Below are 16,556 nucleotides of genomic sequence, written 5' to 3'. Positions count from 1 at the left end.
CCGAGCGTCCGGGCCGACCGGCGCCCCGGTCCTCACCGGCCGGCCCGTGGTGGACACGGGGCGGCGTTCCCGGCCCTGAGGTGTCGTCACCGGCGCGAAAGTCACCGCGGTGCCGTTGTCTTCGGGTGGTGCGGATGTATAGCCTGAGTAATGGCATGTGACATTGCACTAGGGGGTGGTGATGCAGATCGTTGTCGTGGGCGCGGGCATCGTGGGCGCCGCGTGCGCGTTCCACGCCGCCGCGGCCGGCCTCGACGTCACGGTGCTCGACCGTGGTCCCGTCGGCGCCGGAACGACCAGTCGGGGGGAGGGCAACATCCTCCTCTCCGACAAGGCGCCGGGACCCGAACTGGAACTGGCCCGGCTCAGCCGCGATCTGTGGGACGAGGCCGCCGGGGAACTCGGCCCGGAGAGCGTCGAGTGGGAGGCCAAGGGCGGCCTGGTCGTCGCGAGTACGCCCGACGCCCTCGCCACCTTGCGCGGCTTCGCCGCGCGCCAGCGGGCGGCCGGTGTCCGTGCCGAAGCGGTCGACCGCGTCCGCGATCTCGAACCGTACATCGCGCCCGGGCTCCCGGGCGGCGTCCACTACCCGCAGGACGCCCAGGTGCAGCCCGTCCTCGCGGCGGCCGGACTGCTGCGCGCCGCGGTCCGGCGTGGCGCGCGGCTGCGGACCGGCGAGGCCGTCGCCGCGGTCACCGGACCCGACGGCCGGATCGCCGGGGTCCGTACCGCCGACGGCACGGTGCTGCCCGCCGACGCCGTGGTGAACGCCGCCGGGACCTGGGGCGGCGAGGTCGGCCGCCGACTCGGCGCCCCCGTCGAGATCCTGCCCCGCAGGGGCTTCGTGCTCGTCACCGAGCCGCTGCCACCGATGATCCGGCACAAGGTCTACTCCGCCGACTACGTCGCCAACGTCGTCTCCGACGACGCGGGTCTCGAGACCTCGTGCGTCGTCGAGGGCACCCGGGCGGGCACGATCCTGATCGGCGCCAGCCGTGAGCGCGTCGGCTTCGACACCGCCATGAACCCGGCCGTGGTCGCCGCGCTCGCCGCCCAGGCGTGCCGCCTGTTCCCGTTCCTGCGCGCCACCCACCTGATCCGCGCCTACCGCGGCTTCAGGCCGTACTGCCCGGACCACCTGCCGCTCATCGGCCCGGACCCGCGCGTCCCCGGCGTGCTGCACGCGTGCGGCCACGAGGGGGCGGGCATCGGTCTCGCCCCCGGGACCGGCGCCCTGATCACCGCGCATCTGCTCGGCCACCCCTGGCGCGGAGCCGATCCCGCCGCCCACGCCGGCCTCCTGCCCGGCCGGTTCCTCACCACCGGAGGTACGCCCACGTGAACGAGTCGGTCAAGGACGGTGAACCCGCCCACGCGGACGAGTTCACCATGGACGGCGAACCTCTGCCCTTCGTACCGGGACAGACCCTGGCCGCCGCCCTCGTGGCCTCGGGCCGGGTCGCCTGGCGGGCCACCCGGCTCGGGCGGCGGCCGCGCGGAGTCTTCTGCGGGATCGGCGTCTGCTTCGACTGCCTGGTGACCGTCGACGGAGCGGGCGGGCAGCGCGCCTGCCTGGTGCGGGTCCGCACGGGCATGGCCGTCACGACCGGGGAGGGCGACGATGAGTGAATCCGGCGACCTCGTGGTGGTGGGCGCGGGTCCGGCCGGTATGGCCGCCGCCGCCACCGCCCTGGACGGCGGCCTGCGGGTCGTGCTCGTCGACTCGGGCGCCGGCCCGGGCGGCCAGTACTGGCGCCACCCGCCGCACCGAGCACGGCGCGCCGTCCCCACCAGCGGTCTGCACCACGGACTGCGCACCTACCGGGCCCTGTGCGCCACGCTGTCCGCCCACGCCCGCGGCGGCCGGCTCACGCTGCTGACGGACCACCACGTGTGGACCGTGGCCCGGGAGCCGGGCGGGTTCGCCGTCCACGCCGTGGACCGGAGCCGGGCGCCCGAGGAGACCGCCGTGGTGCTGCGCGCGCCGGCGCTGCTCGTGGCGACCGGCGCCTACGACCGCCAACTCCCCTTCCCCGGCTGGGACCTGCCCGGCGTCCTCACCATCGGCGGTCTCCAGGCGCTGCTCAAGGGCGGTGGAGTCACCGCCGGCCACCGGGTGGTCCTCGGCGGTACGGGCCCCTTCCTGCTGCCGGTCGCCGCGGCCCTCGCCGCACGCGGGGTCGAGGTCTCCGTGTGCGAGGCGGCCGCGCCCTCGGCCTGGCTGCGCCACCCCGCGCCGCTGCTGCGCAACCCCGCCAAGTGGGCCGAGGGCGCCCGGTACGCGGCCACGCTCGCCCGGCACCGCGTCCCGGTCCGCACCCGCACCGCGATCGTCGGCGCCGAAGGAAACGAAAGGATCGCCGTGGTGCGCGTCGCCTCCCTGGACGCCGACGGCCGACCGCTCCCGGGCACGGAACGCCGGATCGAGGCCGACACCGTGGGCGTCGGCTGGGGCTTCGTACCGCAGCTCGACCTCCTCGTCCCCCTCGGCTGCGAGCTCGCCGACGCGGGCGACGGCACCATGGCCGCCGCCGTCGACGACGGACAGCGCACTGGTGTGCCCGGGCTCTACGCGGCGGGCGAGACCTGCGGCGTGGGCGGGGCCGCGCTCGCGGTGAGCGAGGGCCGGATCGCCGCCGTGTCGGTCCTCACCGACCTCGGGTCGCCCGGTGCGGTGAACGTCCGGCGGCTGTCCGCGGAACGTGCCGCGGTGGCCCGGCAGCGTGCCTTCGCCCGCGCGATGGCGCGGGCACACCCCCTGCCGCCGGCCTGGTCCTCGTGGCTGACCGACGACACACCGGTCTGCCGGTGCGAGGAGGTCACCGCGGGGGCCGTCCTGGCCGCCCGCGCCGACGGCCCGGCATCCGACCACCGGCAGGTCAAACAGCTGACCAGGGCCGGCATGGGCTGGTGCCAGGGCCGGATGTGCGGCCCCGCCGTGCACTGTCTCGTGGCCCGCGACCAGCCGTACGCCCCCGCGGAGCGGCTGATCGCGACCCCCGTCACCCTCGGTGGGCTCGCCGGCCTCGCAGAACCCACCACCGATCACAGCTGAGGAGCCCCCATGACCCGGAACCGCATGCCCTGGCACGGCGTCATCGTCGCGACGAGCCTCCCCTTCGACCGCGACCTCGCCGTCGACCACGGCGCCTACGGGGACAACGTCGCCTGGCTCGCCGAACAGGGACTGCACGGCGTCGCACCGAACGGGTCGCTGGGCGAGTACCAGACCCTGACCCACGAGGAGCGCGACCGCGTCGTGGAGACCGCCGTCGCGAACGCCCCCGAGGGCTTCACCGTCATGCCGGGTGTCGGAGCCTACGGCGCGATCGAGGCCAAGCGGCACGCGCAGTTCGCCAAGGACGCCGGCTGCCAGGCCGTCATGTGCCTGCCACCCAACGCGTACCGGGCCGACGACCGCGCCGTCCTGGAGCACTTCCGGATGGTGGCATCGGCCGGACTTCCCGTCACCGCCTACAACAACCCCATCGACACCAAGGTCGACCTGCGGCCCGAGCTGCTGGCCAAACTGCACGCCGAGGGCTTCATCGTGGGCGTGAAGGAGTTCTCCGGCGACGTCAGGCGGTGCTACGCCATCCAGGAACTCGCCCCCGGACTCGACCTCGTGATCGGCACCGACGACACCCTTCTGGAGGTCGGCCTCGCCGGCGCCAAGGGCTGGGTCGCGGGCTACCCGCAGGTCTTCCCGCGTGCCTGCCTCGCCCTCTACGACGCCGCGGTGGCGGGCGATCTCGACACCGCGCTGCCCCTCTACCGCCAACTGCACCCGGTGCTGCGCTGGGACAGCAGGACCGAGTTCGTCCAGGCCGTCAAGCTCGGCCAGGACATGATCGGCCGGCCCGGCGGCGTCTGCCGTCCGCCCCGGCAGGCGCTGAGCCCGGAGACCGAGGCCGTCGTGCGCGCCGCCACCCGGGCCCTCATCGACGCCGGAGTGAACTGACATGCGCTCTGTCGCCTGTTACCACGCCGTCGACTCGCACACCGAGGGGATGCCGACCCGGGTCGTCACCGGCGGGGTCGGCGTCCTGCCGGGCGCGACGATGGCCGAACGACGGCGGTTGTTCGTCGAACGACGCGACCGTCTGCGCACCCTGCTCATGTGCGAGCCGCGCGGGCACGCGTCCATGTCCGGGGCGATACTCCAGCCCCCGACCCGGCCGGACGCCGACTTCGGCGTCCTGTACATCGAGGTCTCCGGCTGCCTGCCCATGTGCGGACACGGCACCATCGGCGTGGCGACGGTCCTCGTCGAGACGGGCATGGTCGAGGTGGTCGAGCCGGAGACCCTCATCCGCCTCGACACGCCCGCCGGGCTGGTGACGGCACGGGTCGCCGTGCGCGACGGGCACGCCGAGTCGGTCACCCTGGAGAACGTCGCGTCGTACAGTCACGCCCTGGACCAGGTCGTCGAGGTCGAGGGGTTCGGCCCGGTCCGCTACGACATCGCCTACGGCGGCAACTTCTACGCCATGGTGCGCACCGAGGACCTCGGCATCCCCTTCGCCCGGTCGGAGAAGCAGCGGCTGCTCGACGCGGGCCTGGCCGTCATGGAGGCGATCAACACGCAGAACCCGGTGGCGCATCCGGAGGACCCCACGATCGACGTCTGTCACCACGTCTATCTGGAGGCGCCCGGCTCCACCGCCGAGCACTCACGGCACGCCATGGCCATCCATCCCGGGTGGTTCGACCGCTCGCCCTGCGGTACGGGGACCAGCGCCCGGATGGCCCAACTGCACGCGCGAGGGCTGCTCGCGACCGGGCGGGACTTCGTCAACGAGTCCTTCATCGGTTCCCGCTTCACCGGACGGATCCTGGCGGAGACCACGGTCGGCGGCCGGCCGGCCGTACTGCCCTCCGTCACCGGCCGGGCCTGGATCACCGGGACCGCGCAGTACCTGCTCGATCCCACGGACCCCTACCCGGCGGGGTTCACCATGTGAACTCCGGGAGCGGCCCGCGCGTCGCGCCGGACACCGCACGACGCGAGGGGCCGGGCTCCCGTACGACACGAGCGGCCGGGCGCCCGCACGAAAGACCGTGCGGTGTCCGGCCCTTCGTACGGGCGCACCGGCCGATGGCGCCGCCACGGCCCCTCGGTGTCAGCGGGGCCCTCGGTGTCAGCGGACGCCGAGCCGGCGGGCCGGGGACACGCGCTCGGCCTCCCGTTTCCGCGCCGCCCACAGAGTCCTTATGTGCGCGAGATGGTGGCGCATGTGCTCCTGGGCGCCCTCCACGTCCCCGGCGATCATGATGTCGAGGAGTTCGGTGTGCTCCTGTGCCGAACTCACCAGCGCCCCTTTCTGGGACAGGTCGGTGAGCCCGTAGAGCCGGGAGCGTTTGCGCAGTTCGGAGACCGTCTCGACGAGGCGGGCGTTGCCCGCGAGGGCGAGCAGACCGAGATGGAAGCGGCGGTCCGAGTCCAGGTAGGCGATCACGTCGCCCTCCTGCGCGGCGGTCACGATCTCCTCGGCCACCGGGCGCAGCGCCTCCAGCTGCTCGCGCGAGGCGGACCGAGTCACGTGGCCGATGGTGGGGATCTCGATGAGCGCGCGGATCTCGGTGAACTCGTCCAGATCGCGTTCGGAGAGCTCGGTGACGCGGAACCCCTTGTTCCGCACCGCCTCGACCAGGCCCTCCCGGGTCAGATCGAGCATGGCCTCGCGTACGGGCGTGGCGGAGACCCCGTACTCGGCGGCGAGGGTGGGCGCCGAGTAGATCACGCCGGGCTGCAGGTCCCCCGAGATCAGCGCGGCGCGCAGGGCGGCGGCCACCTGGTCGCGCAGATGCTCCTGCACCGGGATGAGCTTGCGGGACTTCAACTCACTCATGCGCTCCCCTTCAACGACCCGTTGATCCACTATACAATGTCACGTTGCGCGACGATCAACCGGACGCTCCCGGATTCCCGCAGGACGGGGAGCCGTCACCGCGCCTCTGCCCGGCCGCATCGGCGGCCGACCGCCGACGGGCCTTCGGCCCCGGCGCCCGTAGGACCGCCCGCCGCTTCTCCGAGTCCGACTGACGAACTCCGCCGTCCTTTCAGGACGCCTCGAAGTCCCGTTCACCGGTGGGCCGTACGGGCTCTGTCACGCACCTTCCCAGTGAGGTGTGACCTGTGCCATTGTACATGTCACAGGCCATGAGCATGCCAATTCTGGTTGCCGGTCGCACTCCGGCCGGCCGAGGCACGAGACCCCACCCGGCTCCCGGCCCGCACATCCCCTCGGTCACGCGCCCGCGTGCCGCGATCCCCCATGGGAGGAACCACGTGAGAACCCCACTCGTCCGCCGAGGTGTGGGCGCCGTACTGCCCCTGGCTCTGGCCGGGGTGATGGGCGTCGCGCTGCTCGCGCAGCCGGCCCAGGCGCAACCGGTCTCCCCGCCGGCCGCCACGGCATCGAAGTCGCCCCAGGCGTCCCGTTCCGACGCCCCGGCCGAACCCGCGCCGCAGGCGGGGCAGAACACCGATCCGGACACCGGCCACGCGCTCAAGGAACGGCTGACGGCACCTCACATACCCCCGGTGAGCGCGGACAAGTCCCCGCTCAGGGAGATCTACGGGAGCCACGACACGCCACGCGAGCCGGACGCGGCCGCGCGGCGGCCGGCGGCCGCCGCGTGCGACCCGGCCGACTTCACCAGCCGTACCGGCGGCGAACTGGTACGGCAGATCACCACGTCCACGACCGAGTGCGTCAACAGCCTGTTCGGTCTGACGGGTGAGAACGCCCGCCTGGCCTTCCGTGAGGCCCAGATGACGACCGTGGCGTACGCCCTGCGCGACAACGCCGCGGGCTACCCCGGGAACGCGACCACCGGCACGCCGCAGCTGGTGCTCTTCCTCCGGGCCGGGTACTACGTCCACTGGTACAACCCGGACGTCGTCGGACCGTACGGCAGCGGCCTGAGGACCGCCATCCGCTCCGGTCTCGACGCCTTCTTCGCCAGCCCCCGCTCACGCGACGTCACCGACGCCAACGGCGAGACGCTGAGCGAGGCGGTCATCCTGATCGACAGCTCCGAGGAGAACGCCCGCTACCTGTACGTCGTCAAGCGGATGCTGGCGGACTACGACTCCACGTGGCACGCGTCCTCGCGGATGCTCAGCGCCGTCAACAACGTGTACACGGTGACCTTCCGGGGCCACTACTCGCCCGAGTTCGTCACCGCGGTCGAGGCGGACCCGAGCCTCGTCGACTCCCTGTACCGCTTCGCCGCCGACCACACCGCCCTGCTGGGCACCCCGCGGGCGTACCTGACCTCCAACGCAGGCCGGGAGCTGAGCCGCTTCCTCCAGTACCCGAGCCTGCGGAACAAGGTCCGCCCGCTGGCCACCGACCTGCTGGGACGGAGCGCCACCACCGGCCCCACCGCGGCGCTGTGGGTGGGCGTCGCGGAGATGGCCGACTACTACGACAGGGCGAACTGCGCCGGCTACGGGATCTGCGACCTGCAGGAGCGCCTCAAGCGCGAGGTCCTGCCGGTGCGGCACACCTGCGGCCCCAGTATCCGCATCCTCGCCCAGCAGATGACGACCGCCGAACTGAGCGCCAGTTGCACCAGCCTGCTGGCGCAGGACGCCTACTTCCACGGGGTCGCGCGGGACGACGGCCCGGTCGCCGGTGACAACAACACCACCATCGAGGTGGTGGCGTACGACTCCAGCGCCGACTACCAGACGTACGCCGGCGCGATGTACGGCATCGACACCGACAACGGCGGCATGTACCTGGAGGGCGACCCCGCCGCCGCGGGCAACCAGGCCCGCTTCATCGCCTACGAGGCGGAGTGGCTGCGGCCGGCGTTCCACATCTGGAACCTCAACCACGAGTACACCCACTACCTCGACGGCCGCTTCACGATGCACGGCGACTTCGCGGCCAACATGACCACTCCCACCGTCTGGTGGGTGGAGGGCTTCGCGGAGTACGTCTCCTACCACTACCGCGACGAGCCCTACACCGCGGCGATGACCGAAGCCGGCCGGGGAACCTACACCCTGAGCTCCCTGTTCGACACCGACTACAGCCACGGCACCACCCGCGTGTACCGCTGGGGCTACCTCGCCGTGCGGTACATGCTGGAGAAGCACCCCGCCGACCTGGACAAGGTGCTCGGTCACTACCGCGCCGGCGAGTGGGCCGCGGCCCGTAGCCACCTCACCGGCACCATCGGCACCCGTTACGACAGCGACTTCAGGACCTGGCTGGCCGGCTGCGCGGCCGGAGACTGCGGCAGCGGCAACCCGCCGGGCAACCAGGCCCCCACCGCCGACTTCACCGCCGTCGTCAAGGACCTGACGGTCACCCTCACCGACCGCTCCGGCGACGCCGACGGCACCATCGTCTCCCGCTCCTGGGACTTCGGGGACGGCACCACCTCCACCCGGACGAGTCCCGGCAAGACCTACGGTGCCGCGGGCACCTACACCGTCCGGCTGACCGTGACCGACGACAAGGGCGCCACGGCCACCGCCACCCGGACGGTCACCGTCACCAGTGGTCCCGCCATCACCGAGTGCACCGGCGCGGACATCCGCACCCTGGGCAAGAACTGCCGCCGCAGCAACGTGTCGGCCACCACCGGCAACTACGCGTACTTCTACCTGTACGTCCCCACCGGCACCACCCAGCTGAAGATCACCGTCGCCGGCGGCACCGGCGACGCCGACCTCTACTACAGCGGCAGCGCCTGGGCCACCACCACCCGGTACACCAGCCGCGCCACCGGCGCCGGCAACAGCCACACCCTCACCGTCACCAACCCGCCGGCCGGTGCCCACTACATCAGCCTCCACGCCGTGACCACCTTCGGCGGGGCCACCGTCACCACCGCGTACTGACGCCTGCCGAACCGACACCACCCGGAGCCGGCGCCCCCGGCGCCGGCTCCGGCACGGGCGGCCGCCGAGCGCGGCGGCCGCCCGCGACCACGCCGCCCGGGGCGCCCGACCGGAGTTCAGGTCACGGCTGTCGTTCCGGTGGTACTGGTCCCGCCGCCCCCTTTCCGGCATCCAGTCGCCGGAGCAACCGTGCCTGATCGGCCAGGAAGCCCACGGCGTACAGCTTTCTGGGGGCGAGGACGGCGGTCAGCGTCAGGCGCCACCGCGAGCTCTCCACCCCGTGGTCGAGCAGGGAATGGGCGGCGTCGGGATAGCGCGCCACTGTCAGGGACGCCGCCGGAAGGATTCCGCGATAGACGGCTTCGGTCTCGGTGACGTCGACGTTGACGTCATGGCCCGCCAGCACCAGCAGGACCGGCGTGCCGCGCATGGCGCGCAGGTCCGCGGTCGCGTCCGACCGGTAGTTCCTGGCGATGAACGACCACCGCGCAGCGGTCATACCGCCCGCGTCGCCGACCGCGGCGCGGTATTCGGCGAAGGACGCCCCGCGTTCCAGCAGGCCCAGGGTGGTCTCCCGCCTGCGCAGCGCCGCGTCCCGCTCCTCGGCCCCGGCGCCGTCCCGGCGCAGTTCGGCGAGGAGGTTGTAGCGACCCTGCCGCAGCCAGTTGACGGCCGGGGAGACGGCGACGACGAACCGCAGACGCCGGTCCTCCGCGGCGACCTTGGGCAGGACCCAGCCCGCCTGGCTCGCCCCCCACAGGCCGATGCGGCGGCCGTCGATGTCCGGACGGCCACGGGCCCAGGCCACCGCGGCCAGGGTTTCCTCCGCCCGGTCCGCCATGCTCTGCCCCAGCCAGTCGCCCTCCGAGCCGCCGACCCCGGGCTTGCTGAACGACAACGAGGCGTACCCGGCCCGGGCGAAGGACTCCCACAGCGGTCGGTAGAACGTTTCGTGCGTCGCGTCGACCGCCCCGTCGCCGTGGACGAAGACCACCAGGCCGAACGGCCCGTCACCCCCTTCGGGACGGGCCAGCACCCCCTCGAGCAACTTTCCGTCGTGCCGCAGCGACACCTTCTCCTCCCGCAGTGCGTAGGTGTTCTGCCGCACCACCCACGCGACTCCGGCGGTCGCCAGCACCACTCCTACCAGCGCCCACACCGTCCACCGCCGTCCGCGCCGTCCCGGCGCACGTCGTCTCGCGCACACACTCGCCCCCCAAATCGCTCGTAATAAAAACGCTCGTTTAGATAGTGAACGTATTACACTCGATCGAACAAGGTGATCCGGCATGCGGAAGGGGCGGCGTGGAGACGACAGCGGGAACGGACCACACGGCGGAAGACGGGCGACCGGTCGTGCGACGGGGTGTGCCCCACGGCAGCGAGGAGCAGGTGGCCGCGCTCTACTGGGAGGCGTTCGGCCGCAAGCTGGCCCCGGCGCTCGACCCGCCCGACGCGGGGCGTGCGTTCATCGCGGCCCACCTGCAACACGACCGGGGTGTCACCGCGCTCACGGACGGCCGGGTGGTCGGCGTGGCCGGCTACCGGCTCGGCGACCGCGCGCTCACCGGCGGCGGCGTGAAGGACGTCCTGTCGGCCTACGGCCTTTTCCGCGGCCTGCCACGGCTGGCGATCCTCGCCCTCTTCGAGCGGGAACCCGCCGAGGGCGAACTGGTCATGGACGGCATCGCCGTGGAGGCCGCGCACCGCGGTACCGGCATCGGCGGCCTCCTCCTGCGGGAGATCGCGACGCTCGCCGCCGACCACGGCTGCCGGCGGATCCGGTTGGACGTCATCGACGCCAACCCCCGTGCCAGGGCACTGTACGAGCGGCACGGCTTCACCGCCGTCCGCACCGAGCGGACCCCCTGGCTGCGCGGCCTCATGGGCTTCGGCGCCGTCACCACCATGCACCGCCGGATCACCCGGGCGGACGCGCCGGACGCCGGGGAGGCACGATGAGCACCAGCGCCACCGACCGTGCCGACGGCGGGACCGACGGCAGCGACCACGACGACACCGACGTACCGGAGATCCCCACCCGGCTCCTCGTGCACGCCCTCGTCCGCGAGGACGGCACCGTCGACGCGGGCGAGCTCTACACCGTCGCCGGCCTCCTGGGCATGACCGACCAGCAGGTGCGCCTGTGCGTCAAACGCCTCGTCGACGAGGGCCGGTTCACCCAGGAGGGCCGCGGACGCAAAGCCACCCTCCGCGCCGTCGCCGATGTCACCGGAGCCCTGGCGCCGGACGCCGCCTACGTCCGCCACGCCTACCGGCAGGACGCCGGGCTCGCCCCGTGGGACGGCACGTGGCACCTGTTCGGCTTCGCCATTCCCGAATCCCGTCGCGCCGCCCGCGACACCCTGCGCGAGAACCTCCTCCATCTCGGCGCCGCACCCGTCCAGAGCGGCCTGTACGTCACCGCCAACCCCGTCACGGAACTCGTCGAGTCCCAGGCCCACCACCTGGGCGTCCTCGACACCCTCACCTGCCTCACCACCACCGACCTGCGGATCGGAAACACCACCGCCCCCCAGGCCCTGGCCGCCGCCCTATGGCCGCTGGGCGAGATCGCCGCCCGACACCGACAACTCGCGGCCTTCGCCGAATCCCGCCTCGCCCGGCTCGCTCAGACGCCCGAGCCGTCGGACGCCGAGCAGCTCACCACAACCATCGAACTCGCCGCCCACTTCACCGCGGCGATGACCCCCGACCCCCTGCTGCCGCCCGAACTCCTGCCCACCCCCTGGCCGGGCAGCCGCGCCCGCCGCCTGACAGCCGACTGCTGGAGACGCCTCCGTGAAACCCGGCCAGCCGGCAGCACCCCCGAGCTGCGCCTGTTCGCGCTGTACGCCGCCGCGCTGGACACCTGACGGAACGGACGAGGTCGATCCGGCCACTCCCGCCGCCCCCGTGGCGGCGGCCCCTGCGGCGACCTCTCGAAACCGCGTGCCCCTGCCCGTCCCACTGACCGTGGCCCCATCGGGCGGCCCTACCCGTGTCGGCGCGGCAGGGCTCGTACCGGACCACGTCGAGCGCGAGCTGTACGACGCGAGCAGCCCGCACCCGCTCGCACCCGCCCCGCCCACTCGAAGCCGGTGGCTCCGCTGCTACCGCAGACTCGCAAAATGAGATGACCTCTGAGTGCGGGTACTCAGGCGCACGAAGCGCTGGCAGTGGAACCGTGGCTGTGTGGACGCTTACGCACACGCGCCAGGCCGAGTCCTGTTACCGCCGATCATCACCGGGACGGCCCTTCTCATCATTCTCGTGATCTTTGGCGGCGTTGGATGGCTCTCCTCCTCCAGCCACCAGTGCAAGGGCAGGAACAACGACGCGGACTACAACACGCCGGGCGAAGCGATTTCCTCCCGGCTCGCACACATCGGTGAGGACGCGCATCGCTGGACCGGGTCAGCGGCGGTCGTGGTCTTTGTCGACATGTGCGTGTGGGCAACGATCGCCTTCATGGCCAACCGGCGGGGCTGAACCGCCGCTAGGGGGCGTCTCGTTGATCATTGATCGAGTGCGCTTTGTCCTGTACCTGACGATAAGGATGTTGCGGATACGGAAAACGAATGGGCGGAAGGTGCCGGTCCTATCGGCCGCGATCCTGGCGGGGGTCCTCTCGGCCTGCGGCGAGCAGGATCCCGATCCAAAACGAGTCACGTCTTGGCGAGAGGATTACTGCTGGGACCTCTGGGCCTGGCAGCGGATCACTCACGACCCGCCCGAGAAGGGCTACGGCAACGAGCCTGCGCTCACCGCTGCGGCGGTGATCTCCGCAGCAAAGGTCATCGACCGCGAGCACCTCGACCACGGGGGCAGCCACATCCTGAACGACGCGTCCCAGGCGGTCTCGCACGATGAGCCTTTTCCCACCTGGCATCCGCACTGGTCAGCGCACTGTCGTTGATCGGCTACCCGAGTCCAGCACGGTCTCCTGGCCAGGTCTTCACCAGTTGACTGGCGCCTCCGGTGAGCTGCTGCGGGGTCCTCCGACTGGCAGGGGCTTCAGGTTGGAAAAGGATCACTGAGCCAATTGAAAGGAACACACACGTCCAGCACGAAGGCCGTGAGAATGAATCCGCTGCATCACGATGCCCGGCGAGAGCCGCTGGCCGAACTGTCAGACTTCCAGGGCGAGTTCCACTCCTGCCTCACCGCCCGTTCGGACGCCCTGTTCGAGCTGGCGGACGTGGTTCTGTGCGGTGACGGGCCGGTGAAATCGCTGGCCGAGCTGTCGCTGGTGGGCGAACACCGCCGCGGGCACGGCGGGCTCTACGCCGCCCTCGCCCAGGGCCGGATCGACGCGGACCGGATGCGACAAGCCCTGGCTTCGGTGCCGCTGCCACGAGCCGCTGACGGCCGGCTGGTCCTGGCCGTCGACGTCACGTGCTGGCTGCGGCCGGACGCCCACACCTCACCGCAGCGGATCCTGTGTCACACCTACGGCCGCGGCAAGGACCAGCACAACCCCGTTCCGGGCTGGCCGTACTCGATCGTCTGCGCATTGGAGCCCGGCCGCAGCTCGTGGACCGCGCCGCTGGACGCGCTGCGTCTGGCACCCGGGGACGACACCGCCACCGTCACCGTCCGGCAGCTGCGCGACCTGGTCGAGCGGTTGATCACCGCAGGTCAGTGGTAGACCGGGGACCCGGACGTCCTCATCATCGCCGACACCGGATACGACGCGCCCCGTCTGGCCCACCTCCTGCGGGACCTGCCGGTGCAGGTGCCGTGTATTGCCTCGTCAGGTTGGGGACGCGGCTTGCGGGTGGTTTGCCTGCGAGTGCGGTGTGTCCGCGGTGGTGATTGTAGGAGTGGAGCCAGCCGGGAACGCTTCGCGGCGTTCGATGTCTGACCGGTAGGGGCGGGCGTAGGCCCATTCGTCGAGCAGGGTGCGGTTGAAGCGTTCGACCTTGCCGTTGGTCTGGGGCCGGTAGGGCCGGGTTCGTTTGCGGGTGATCCCGGCCGCCGCCAGGCTGTCGCGCCGGTCGCGTGAGCGGTAGCAGGAGCCGTTGTCGGTCAGAACCCGTTCGACGGTGATCCCAGCGCCGGTGAAGAAGGCGTGGGCCCGTTGCCAGAAGGCGGTGGCGGTCCCCTTCTTCTCGTCCGCGTGGACCTCGCTGTAGGCGAAGCGGGAGTGGTCGTCGACGGCGGTGTGCAGGTAGCTGTAGCCGGCGTTCCTGCGGGTCTTGCGGCCCGCTTGCCGGCCCAGGACCTTGTGTCCGCCGCCGGGGATGTTGCCGAGCTTCTTGATGTCGACGTGCACGAGCTCGCCGGGTTCCTCGCGTTCGTAGCGGCGCATGACGTGCCCGGTCGCGCGGTCGAGGTGGGTCAGGCGGGCCAGCCGGTAGCGGGTCAGGACGCGGTGGACGGTCGAGGGGACCAGGCCGAGCAGGTGGGCGATACGGGCCGGTCCCCAGCGGCGCAGGAGGCGGACCTTGATGATCCGGCGCTCGGTCCGGGTCGGTGTCCGGCGCGGCGTGTGATGGGGACGGCTGGAGCGGTCACCCATGCCCGCTTCGCCCAGGGCGCGGTACCGGTCGGCCCATCGCTGGGCGGTGGTCGGTGAGACCTGGAAGCGTTCGGCGGCCCGGCGCAGGGGCCAGCCGTCCTCGACCACACAGCGGGCCAGACGCAGTCGGCCGGTCTCGGTCAGGGGTGCATTGCGGTGGGGCACGAGGGCCTTTCGGTCAGGTGTAGACGTCGTATCCCAGACCCGGGTGCAAAGCAGGCGTCTCAGCTCTCGGCGGAGGCGGCGGGCTGGTCTGCTTGCCGGGAATCGGATCGCCATCAACGGGGTTGGTGGGGGATGAGCCGTTATTGGAGGGCCATGCGAGCGATTCAGGTGTACGAAGTGGGCGGTCCCGAGGTGCTGCAGGAGGCCAAGGTGGACCAGCCGCGGCCGGGTCCGGGCGAGGCGATCGTGGAGGTCGCCGCATCCGGGGTCAACTTCCTCGACGTCTACCACCGCGAAGGCCGGTACAGCCTCCCGCTGCCCTTCACCCCGGGCGCTGAGGGCGCCGGCACGGTCGTCGAAGTCGGACCCGGCGTCGCTGACGTCGCAGTCGGGGACCGGGTCGGTTGGGTGGAGATTCCCGGCACGTATGCCGAGCGGGCCGTCGTGGACTCCTCCCGGCTGGTGCCGCTGCCCGACGACATCGGCTTCGAGACAGCCGCCGCCGTGCTCCTCCAAGGCATGACCGCGCACTATCTCGTCAAGGACGCCTACCCGGTTCAGGGGGGCGACACGGTGCTCGTGCATGCGGCTGCTGGTGGCATGGGGCTGCTTCTGACCCAGCTCATCACCCATCTCGGCGGCAGGGTGATCGGCACGACGTCGACCACGGCGAAGGCCGAGCTGGCGAAGCGTGCCGGGGCAGCTGAGGTGATCCTTTCCTCCGCAGTCGACGATCTCGCAGCCGAGGTGAGGCGGCTCAACGGCGGTCAGGGACTGCCGGTTGTCTTCGACGGCGTCGGCGCGCACACCTTCGATGCGAGCCTCGCCAGCCTGCGAACCCGCGGCCATCTCGTGCTCTTCGGCGCGGCAAGTGGTGCCGTGCCGCCGTTTGATCCGATTCGGCTCGCCCACGGCGGTTCGCTGACCCTGATCCGGCCCAGCCTCGGGGACTTCATCGCCGATCGGTCCGAACTGCTCCGACGGGCCGCCGATGTGTTCGAGTGGGTGCGCTCCAAGGCGCTTGAGGTCACCGTGACGGGCCGCTACGCATTGTCCGAGGCCGCTCAGGCCCACAGCGATCTGGAGGCTCGGCGTACCACCGGCAAGCTGCTCGTCGTACCCGATGCGGCCGCTATTGGACGCCGCGAGGAGACGCAGAGCTGATCGCGGGTGACGAGGTCGGGGATCGTGGAGACTGAGATGTCGAGGGCATGGCCGACCGTCATCGCCAAGATCCCCGACAGCGTCAGGCACTCAGCAGGCCAAGATCAAGTTCTGGCGGGTTTCTGGCGTACCTGGGTCACACCCCTTCAAGATCCCTCAGCCGAGACCTGGCTCACCCGTCCACAACCTCCCGGGACAGAACACCTAGGGCGTCCCGGACACCGAAACCGTCACCGATACACGCCTCTACGGCACCTCCATCGCCCGCTCCTGGAACCGCCTCCACCCCAAGCTCACCCACCGTTCGTCCTGGGCCGCGGCCGACGCCACGCTTCCCATCGTCGAGGGGCGGTGATCCGCCTGGACATCGAGCATCTGCCCAGCGGAGCCACCCCGAAGCCGGTCTGGCTGTGGTGGTCGGGCACCGGCGCAGACACAGCGGGCACCGACCGTCTCTGGCAGGCATACCTGCGGCGTTTCGACATCGAGCACACCTTCCGCCTGTTCAAGCAGACCCTGGGCCGGACCTGCCCGAAGATCCGCACCCCCGAGGCGGCCGACCGCTGGACCTGGCTGGGCCTCGCCGCCTACACCCGCTTCCGCCTCGCCCGGCCACTGACAGCAGACCGTCGCAGTCCATGGGAGGAACCCGCACCCGCCGAACGCCTCACACCCACCCGCGTCCGCCGCGACTTCCGGCACATCCGCCCGCAGGCCCCGCCGCACGGGTTGGAGACCACGTCAGGTACGAAGCAGTGAGGCATGGATGCGGGCGATGGCCCGCAGCACCTCGTCACGGTTCTTGGCCTGCTGCATCCATGCGGGCAGGCGGGCCAC

Annotated in this window: 13 protein-coding genes and 3 pseudogenes; 13 read left to right on the top strand and 3 right to left on the bottom strand. The window is 71.7% G+C overall.

Features of this window, described 5'->3' with window-relative positions:
- Positions 1-181 precede the first annotated feature (181 nt).
- From ACFWUY_RS36005 to ACFWUY_RS35985, 5 genes are read left to right on the top strand one after another with little or no spacing between them, the layout of a single operon-like run.
- On the top strand, positions 182-1,342 hold the full coding sequence (locus tag ACFWUY_RS36005; protein ID WP_384119955.1) for an NAD(P)/FAD-dependent oxidoreductase: 1,161 nt from the start codon (positions 182-184) through the stop codon (positions 1,340-1,342).
- A 47-nt stretch (positions 1,343-1,389) separates the two neighbouring features.
- Complete coding sequence (locus tag ACFWUY_RS36000) at positions 1,390-1,629, top strand: (2Fe-2S)-binding protein (RefSeq protein ID WP_384119994.1); 240 nt, start codon at positions 1,390-1,392, stop codon at positions 1,627-1,629.
- Positions 1,622-3,055, top strand: a complete 1,434-nt coding sequence (locus ACFWUY_RS35995; RefSeq protein ID WP_384119952.1) for an NAD(P)/FAD-dependent oxidoreductase — start codon at positions 1,622-1,624, stop codon at positions 3,053-3,055. Before ACFWUY_RS36000 ends, ACFWUY_RS35995 begins: the two co-directional genes overlap by 8 nt.
- A 9-nt stretch (positions 3,056-3,064) precedes the next feature.
- Positions 3,065-3,961, top strand: a complete 897-nt coding sequence (locus ACFWUY_RS35990) for a dihydrodipicolinate synthase family protein (protein ID WP_384119950.1) — start codon at positions 3,065-3,067, stop codon at positions 3,959-3,961.
- 1 nt (position 3,962) lies between these two features.
- Positions 3,963-4,964, top strand: a complete 1,002-nt coding sequence (locus ACFWUY_RS35985) for a proline racemase family protein (protein WP_384119947.1) — start codon at positions 3,963-3,965, stop codon at positions 4,962-4,964.
- 177 nt (positions 4,965-5,141) lie between these two features.
- Here ACFWUY_RS35985 and ACFWUY_RS35980 read toward each other — a convergent pair whose 3' ends face one another.
- On the bottom strand, positions 5,142-5,852 hold the full coding sequence (locus ACFWUY_RS35980) for a GntR family transcriptional regulator (protein WP_384119944.1): 711 nt from the start codon (positions 5,850-5,852) through the stop codon (positions 5,142-5,144).
- A gap of 503 nt (positions 5,853-6,355) precedes the next feature.
- On the opposite strand from ACFWUY_RS35980, the gene ACFWUY_RS35975 reads away from it, so the two are divergent.
- Positions 6,356-8,866, top strand: coding sequence for a collagenase (locus tag ACFWUY_RS35975; RefSeq protein ID WP_384119990.1), 2,511 nt, complete (start codon positions 6,356-6,358; stop codon positions 8,864-8,866).
- Positions 8,867-8,987: 121 nt separating this feature from the next.
- Here ACFWUY_RS35975 and ACFWUY_RS35970 read toward each other — a convergent pair whose 3' ends face one another.
- A complete protein-coding gene (locus ACFWUY_RS35970; RefSeq protein ID WP_384119942.1) occupies positions 8,988-10,004 on the bottom strand; it encodes an alpha/beta hydrolase family protein in 1,017 nt (338 codons plus the stop codon).
- 218 nt (positions 10,005-10,222) lie between these two features.
- Between ACFWUY_RS35970 and ACFWUY_RS35965 the strand changes: the two genes are divergently transcribed.
- From ACFWUY_RS35965 to ACFWUY_RS35945, 5 genes and pseudogenes are all read left to right on the top strand, one after another.
- Positions 10,223-10,828, top strand: a complete 606-nt coding sequence (locus ACFWUY_RS35965) for a GNAT family N-acetyltransferase (RefSeq protein WP_384119939.1) — start codon at positions 10,223-10,225, stop codon at positions 10,826-10,828.
- Positions 10,825-11,742, top strand: coding sequence for a PaaX family transcriptional regulator C-terminal domain-containing protein (locus ACFWUY_RS35960; RefSeq protein ID WP_384119935.1), 918 nt, complete (start codon positions 10,825-10,827; stop codon positions 11,740-11,742). The genes ACFWUY_RS35965 and ACFWUY_RS35960 overlap by 4 nt, the downstream gene beginning before the upstream one ends.
- Positions 11,743-12,061: 319 nt before the next feature.
- Positions 12,062-12,358, top strand: coding sequence for a hypothetical protein (locus ACFWUY_RS35955; RefSeq protein WP_384119932.1), 297 nt, complete (start codon positions 12,062-12,064; stop codon positions 12,356-12,358).
- 37 nt (positions 12,359-12,395) lie between these two features.
- The gene (locus ACFWUY_RS35950) at positions 12,396-12,785 is read left to right on the top strand and encodes a hypothetical protein (protein WP_384119929.1); all 390 of its coding nucleotides are present in this window, start codon (positions 12,396-12,398) and stop codon (positions 12,783-12,785) included.
- A gap of 165 nt (positions 12,786-12,950) precedes the next feature.
- Positions 12,951-13,607, top strand: a pseudogene (locus ACFWUY_RS35945) (transposase); the annotation flags it as partial.
- A 1-nt stretch (position 13,608) separates the two neighbouring features.
- Here ACFWUY_RS35945 and ACFWUY_RS35940 read toward each other — a convergent pair.
- Positions 13,609-14,555 (bottom strand): annotated as a pseudogene (locus tag ACFWUY_RS35940) (IS481 family transposase); the annotation flags it as partial.
- 153 nt (positions 14,556-14,708) lie between these two features.
- Between ACFWUY_RS35940 and ACFWUY_RS35935 the strand changes: the two are divergent.
- Together ACFWUY_RS35935 and ACFWUY_RS35930 are read left to right on the top strand one after the other, a co-directional pair.
- Positions 14,709-15,719, top strand: coding sequence for a quinone oxidoreductase (locus ACFWUY_RS35935; RefSeq protein WP_198504319.1), 1,011 nt, complete (start codon positions 14,709-14,711; stop codon positions 15,717-15,719).
- A gap of 208 nt (positions 15,720-15,927) precedes the next feature.
- A pseudogene (locus ACFWUY_RS35930) lies at positions 15,928-16,436 on the top strand (transposase); the annotation flags it as partial.
- Between the last annotated feature and the right edge of the window lie 120 nt (positions 16,437-16,556).

Origin of the sequence: Streptomyces sp. NPDC058664, from assembly GCF_042716635.1 — a bacterium.
Classification (GTDB): Bacteria; Actinomycetota; Actinomycetes; order Streptomycetales; family Streptomycetaceae; genus Streptomyces.
The sequence above is the reverse complement of the archived record's forward strand: the minus strand, read 5'-3'. Positions and strand labels throughout refer to the sequence as shown.

Excerpts from the sequence above, each read along its gene's own strand:
- ACFWUY_RS36005 (WP_384119955.1), top strand. The coding sequence starts at position 182 with ATGCAGATCGTTGTCGTGGGCGCGGGCATCGTGGGCGCCGCGTGCGCG.
- ACFWUY_RS36000 (WP_384119994.1), top strand. The coding sequence starts at position 1,390 with ATGGACGGCGAACCTCTGCCCTTCGTACCGGGACAGACCCTGGCCGCC.
- ACFWUY_RS35995 (WP_384119952.1), top strand. The coding sequence starts at position 1,622 with ATGAGTGAATCCGGCGACCTCGTGGTGGTGGGCGCGGGTCCGGCCGGT.
- ACFWUY_RS35990 (WP_384119950.1), top strand. The coding sequence starts at position 3,065 with ATGACCCGGAACCGCATGCCCTGGCACGGCGTCATCGTCGCGACGAGC.
- ACFWUY_RS35985 (WP_384119947.1), top strand. The coding sequence starts at position 3,963 with ATGCGCTCTGTCGCCTGTTACCACGCCGTCGACTCGCACACCGAGGGG.
- ACFWUY_RS35980 (WP_384119944.1), bottom strand. The coding sequence starts at position 5,852 with ATGAGTGAGTTGAAGTCCCGCAAGCTCATCCCGGTGCAGGAGCATCTG.
- ACFWUY_RS35975 (WP_384119990.1), top strand. The coding sequence starts at position 6,356 with ATGGGCGTCGCGCTGCTCGCGCAGCCGGCCCAGGCGCAACCGGTCTCC.
- ACFWUY_RS35960 (WP_384119935.1), top strand. The coding sequence starts at position 10,825 with ATGAGCACCAGCGCCACCGACCGTGCCGACGGCGGGACCGACGGCAGC.
- ACFWUY_RS35935 (WP_198504319.1), top strand. The coding sequence starts at position 14,709 with ATGCGAGCGATTCAGGTGTACGAAGTGGGCGGTCCCGAGGTGCTGCAG.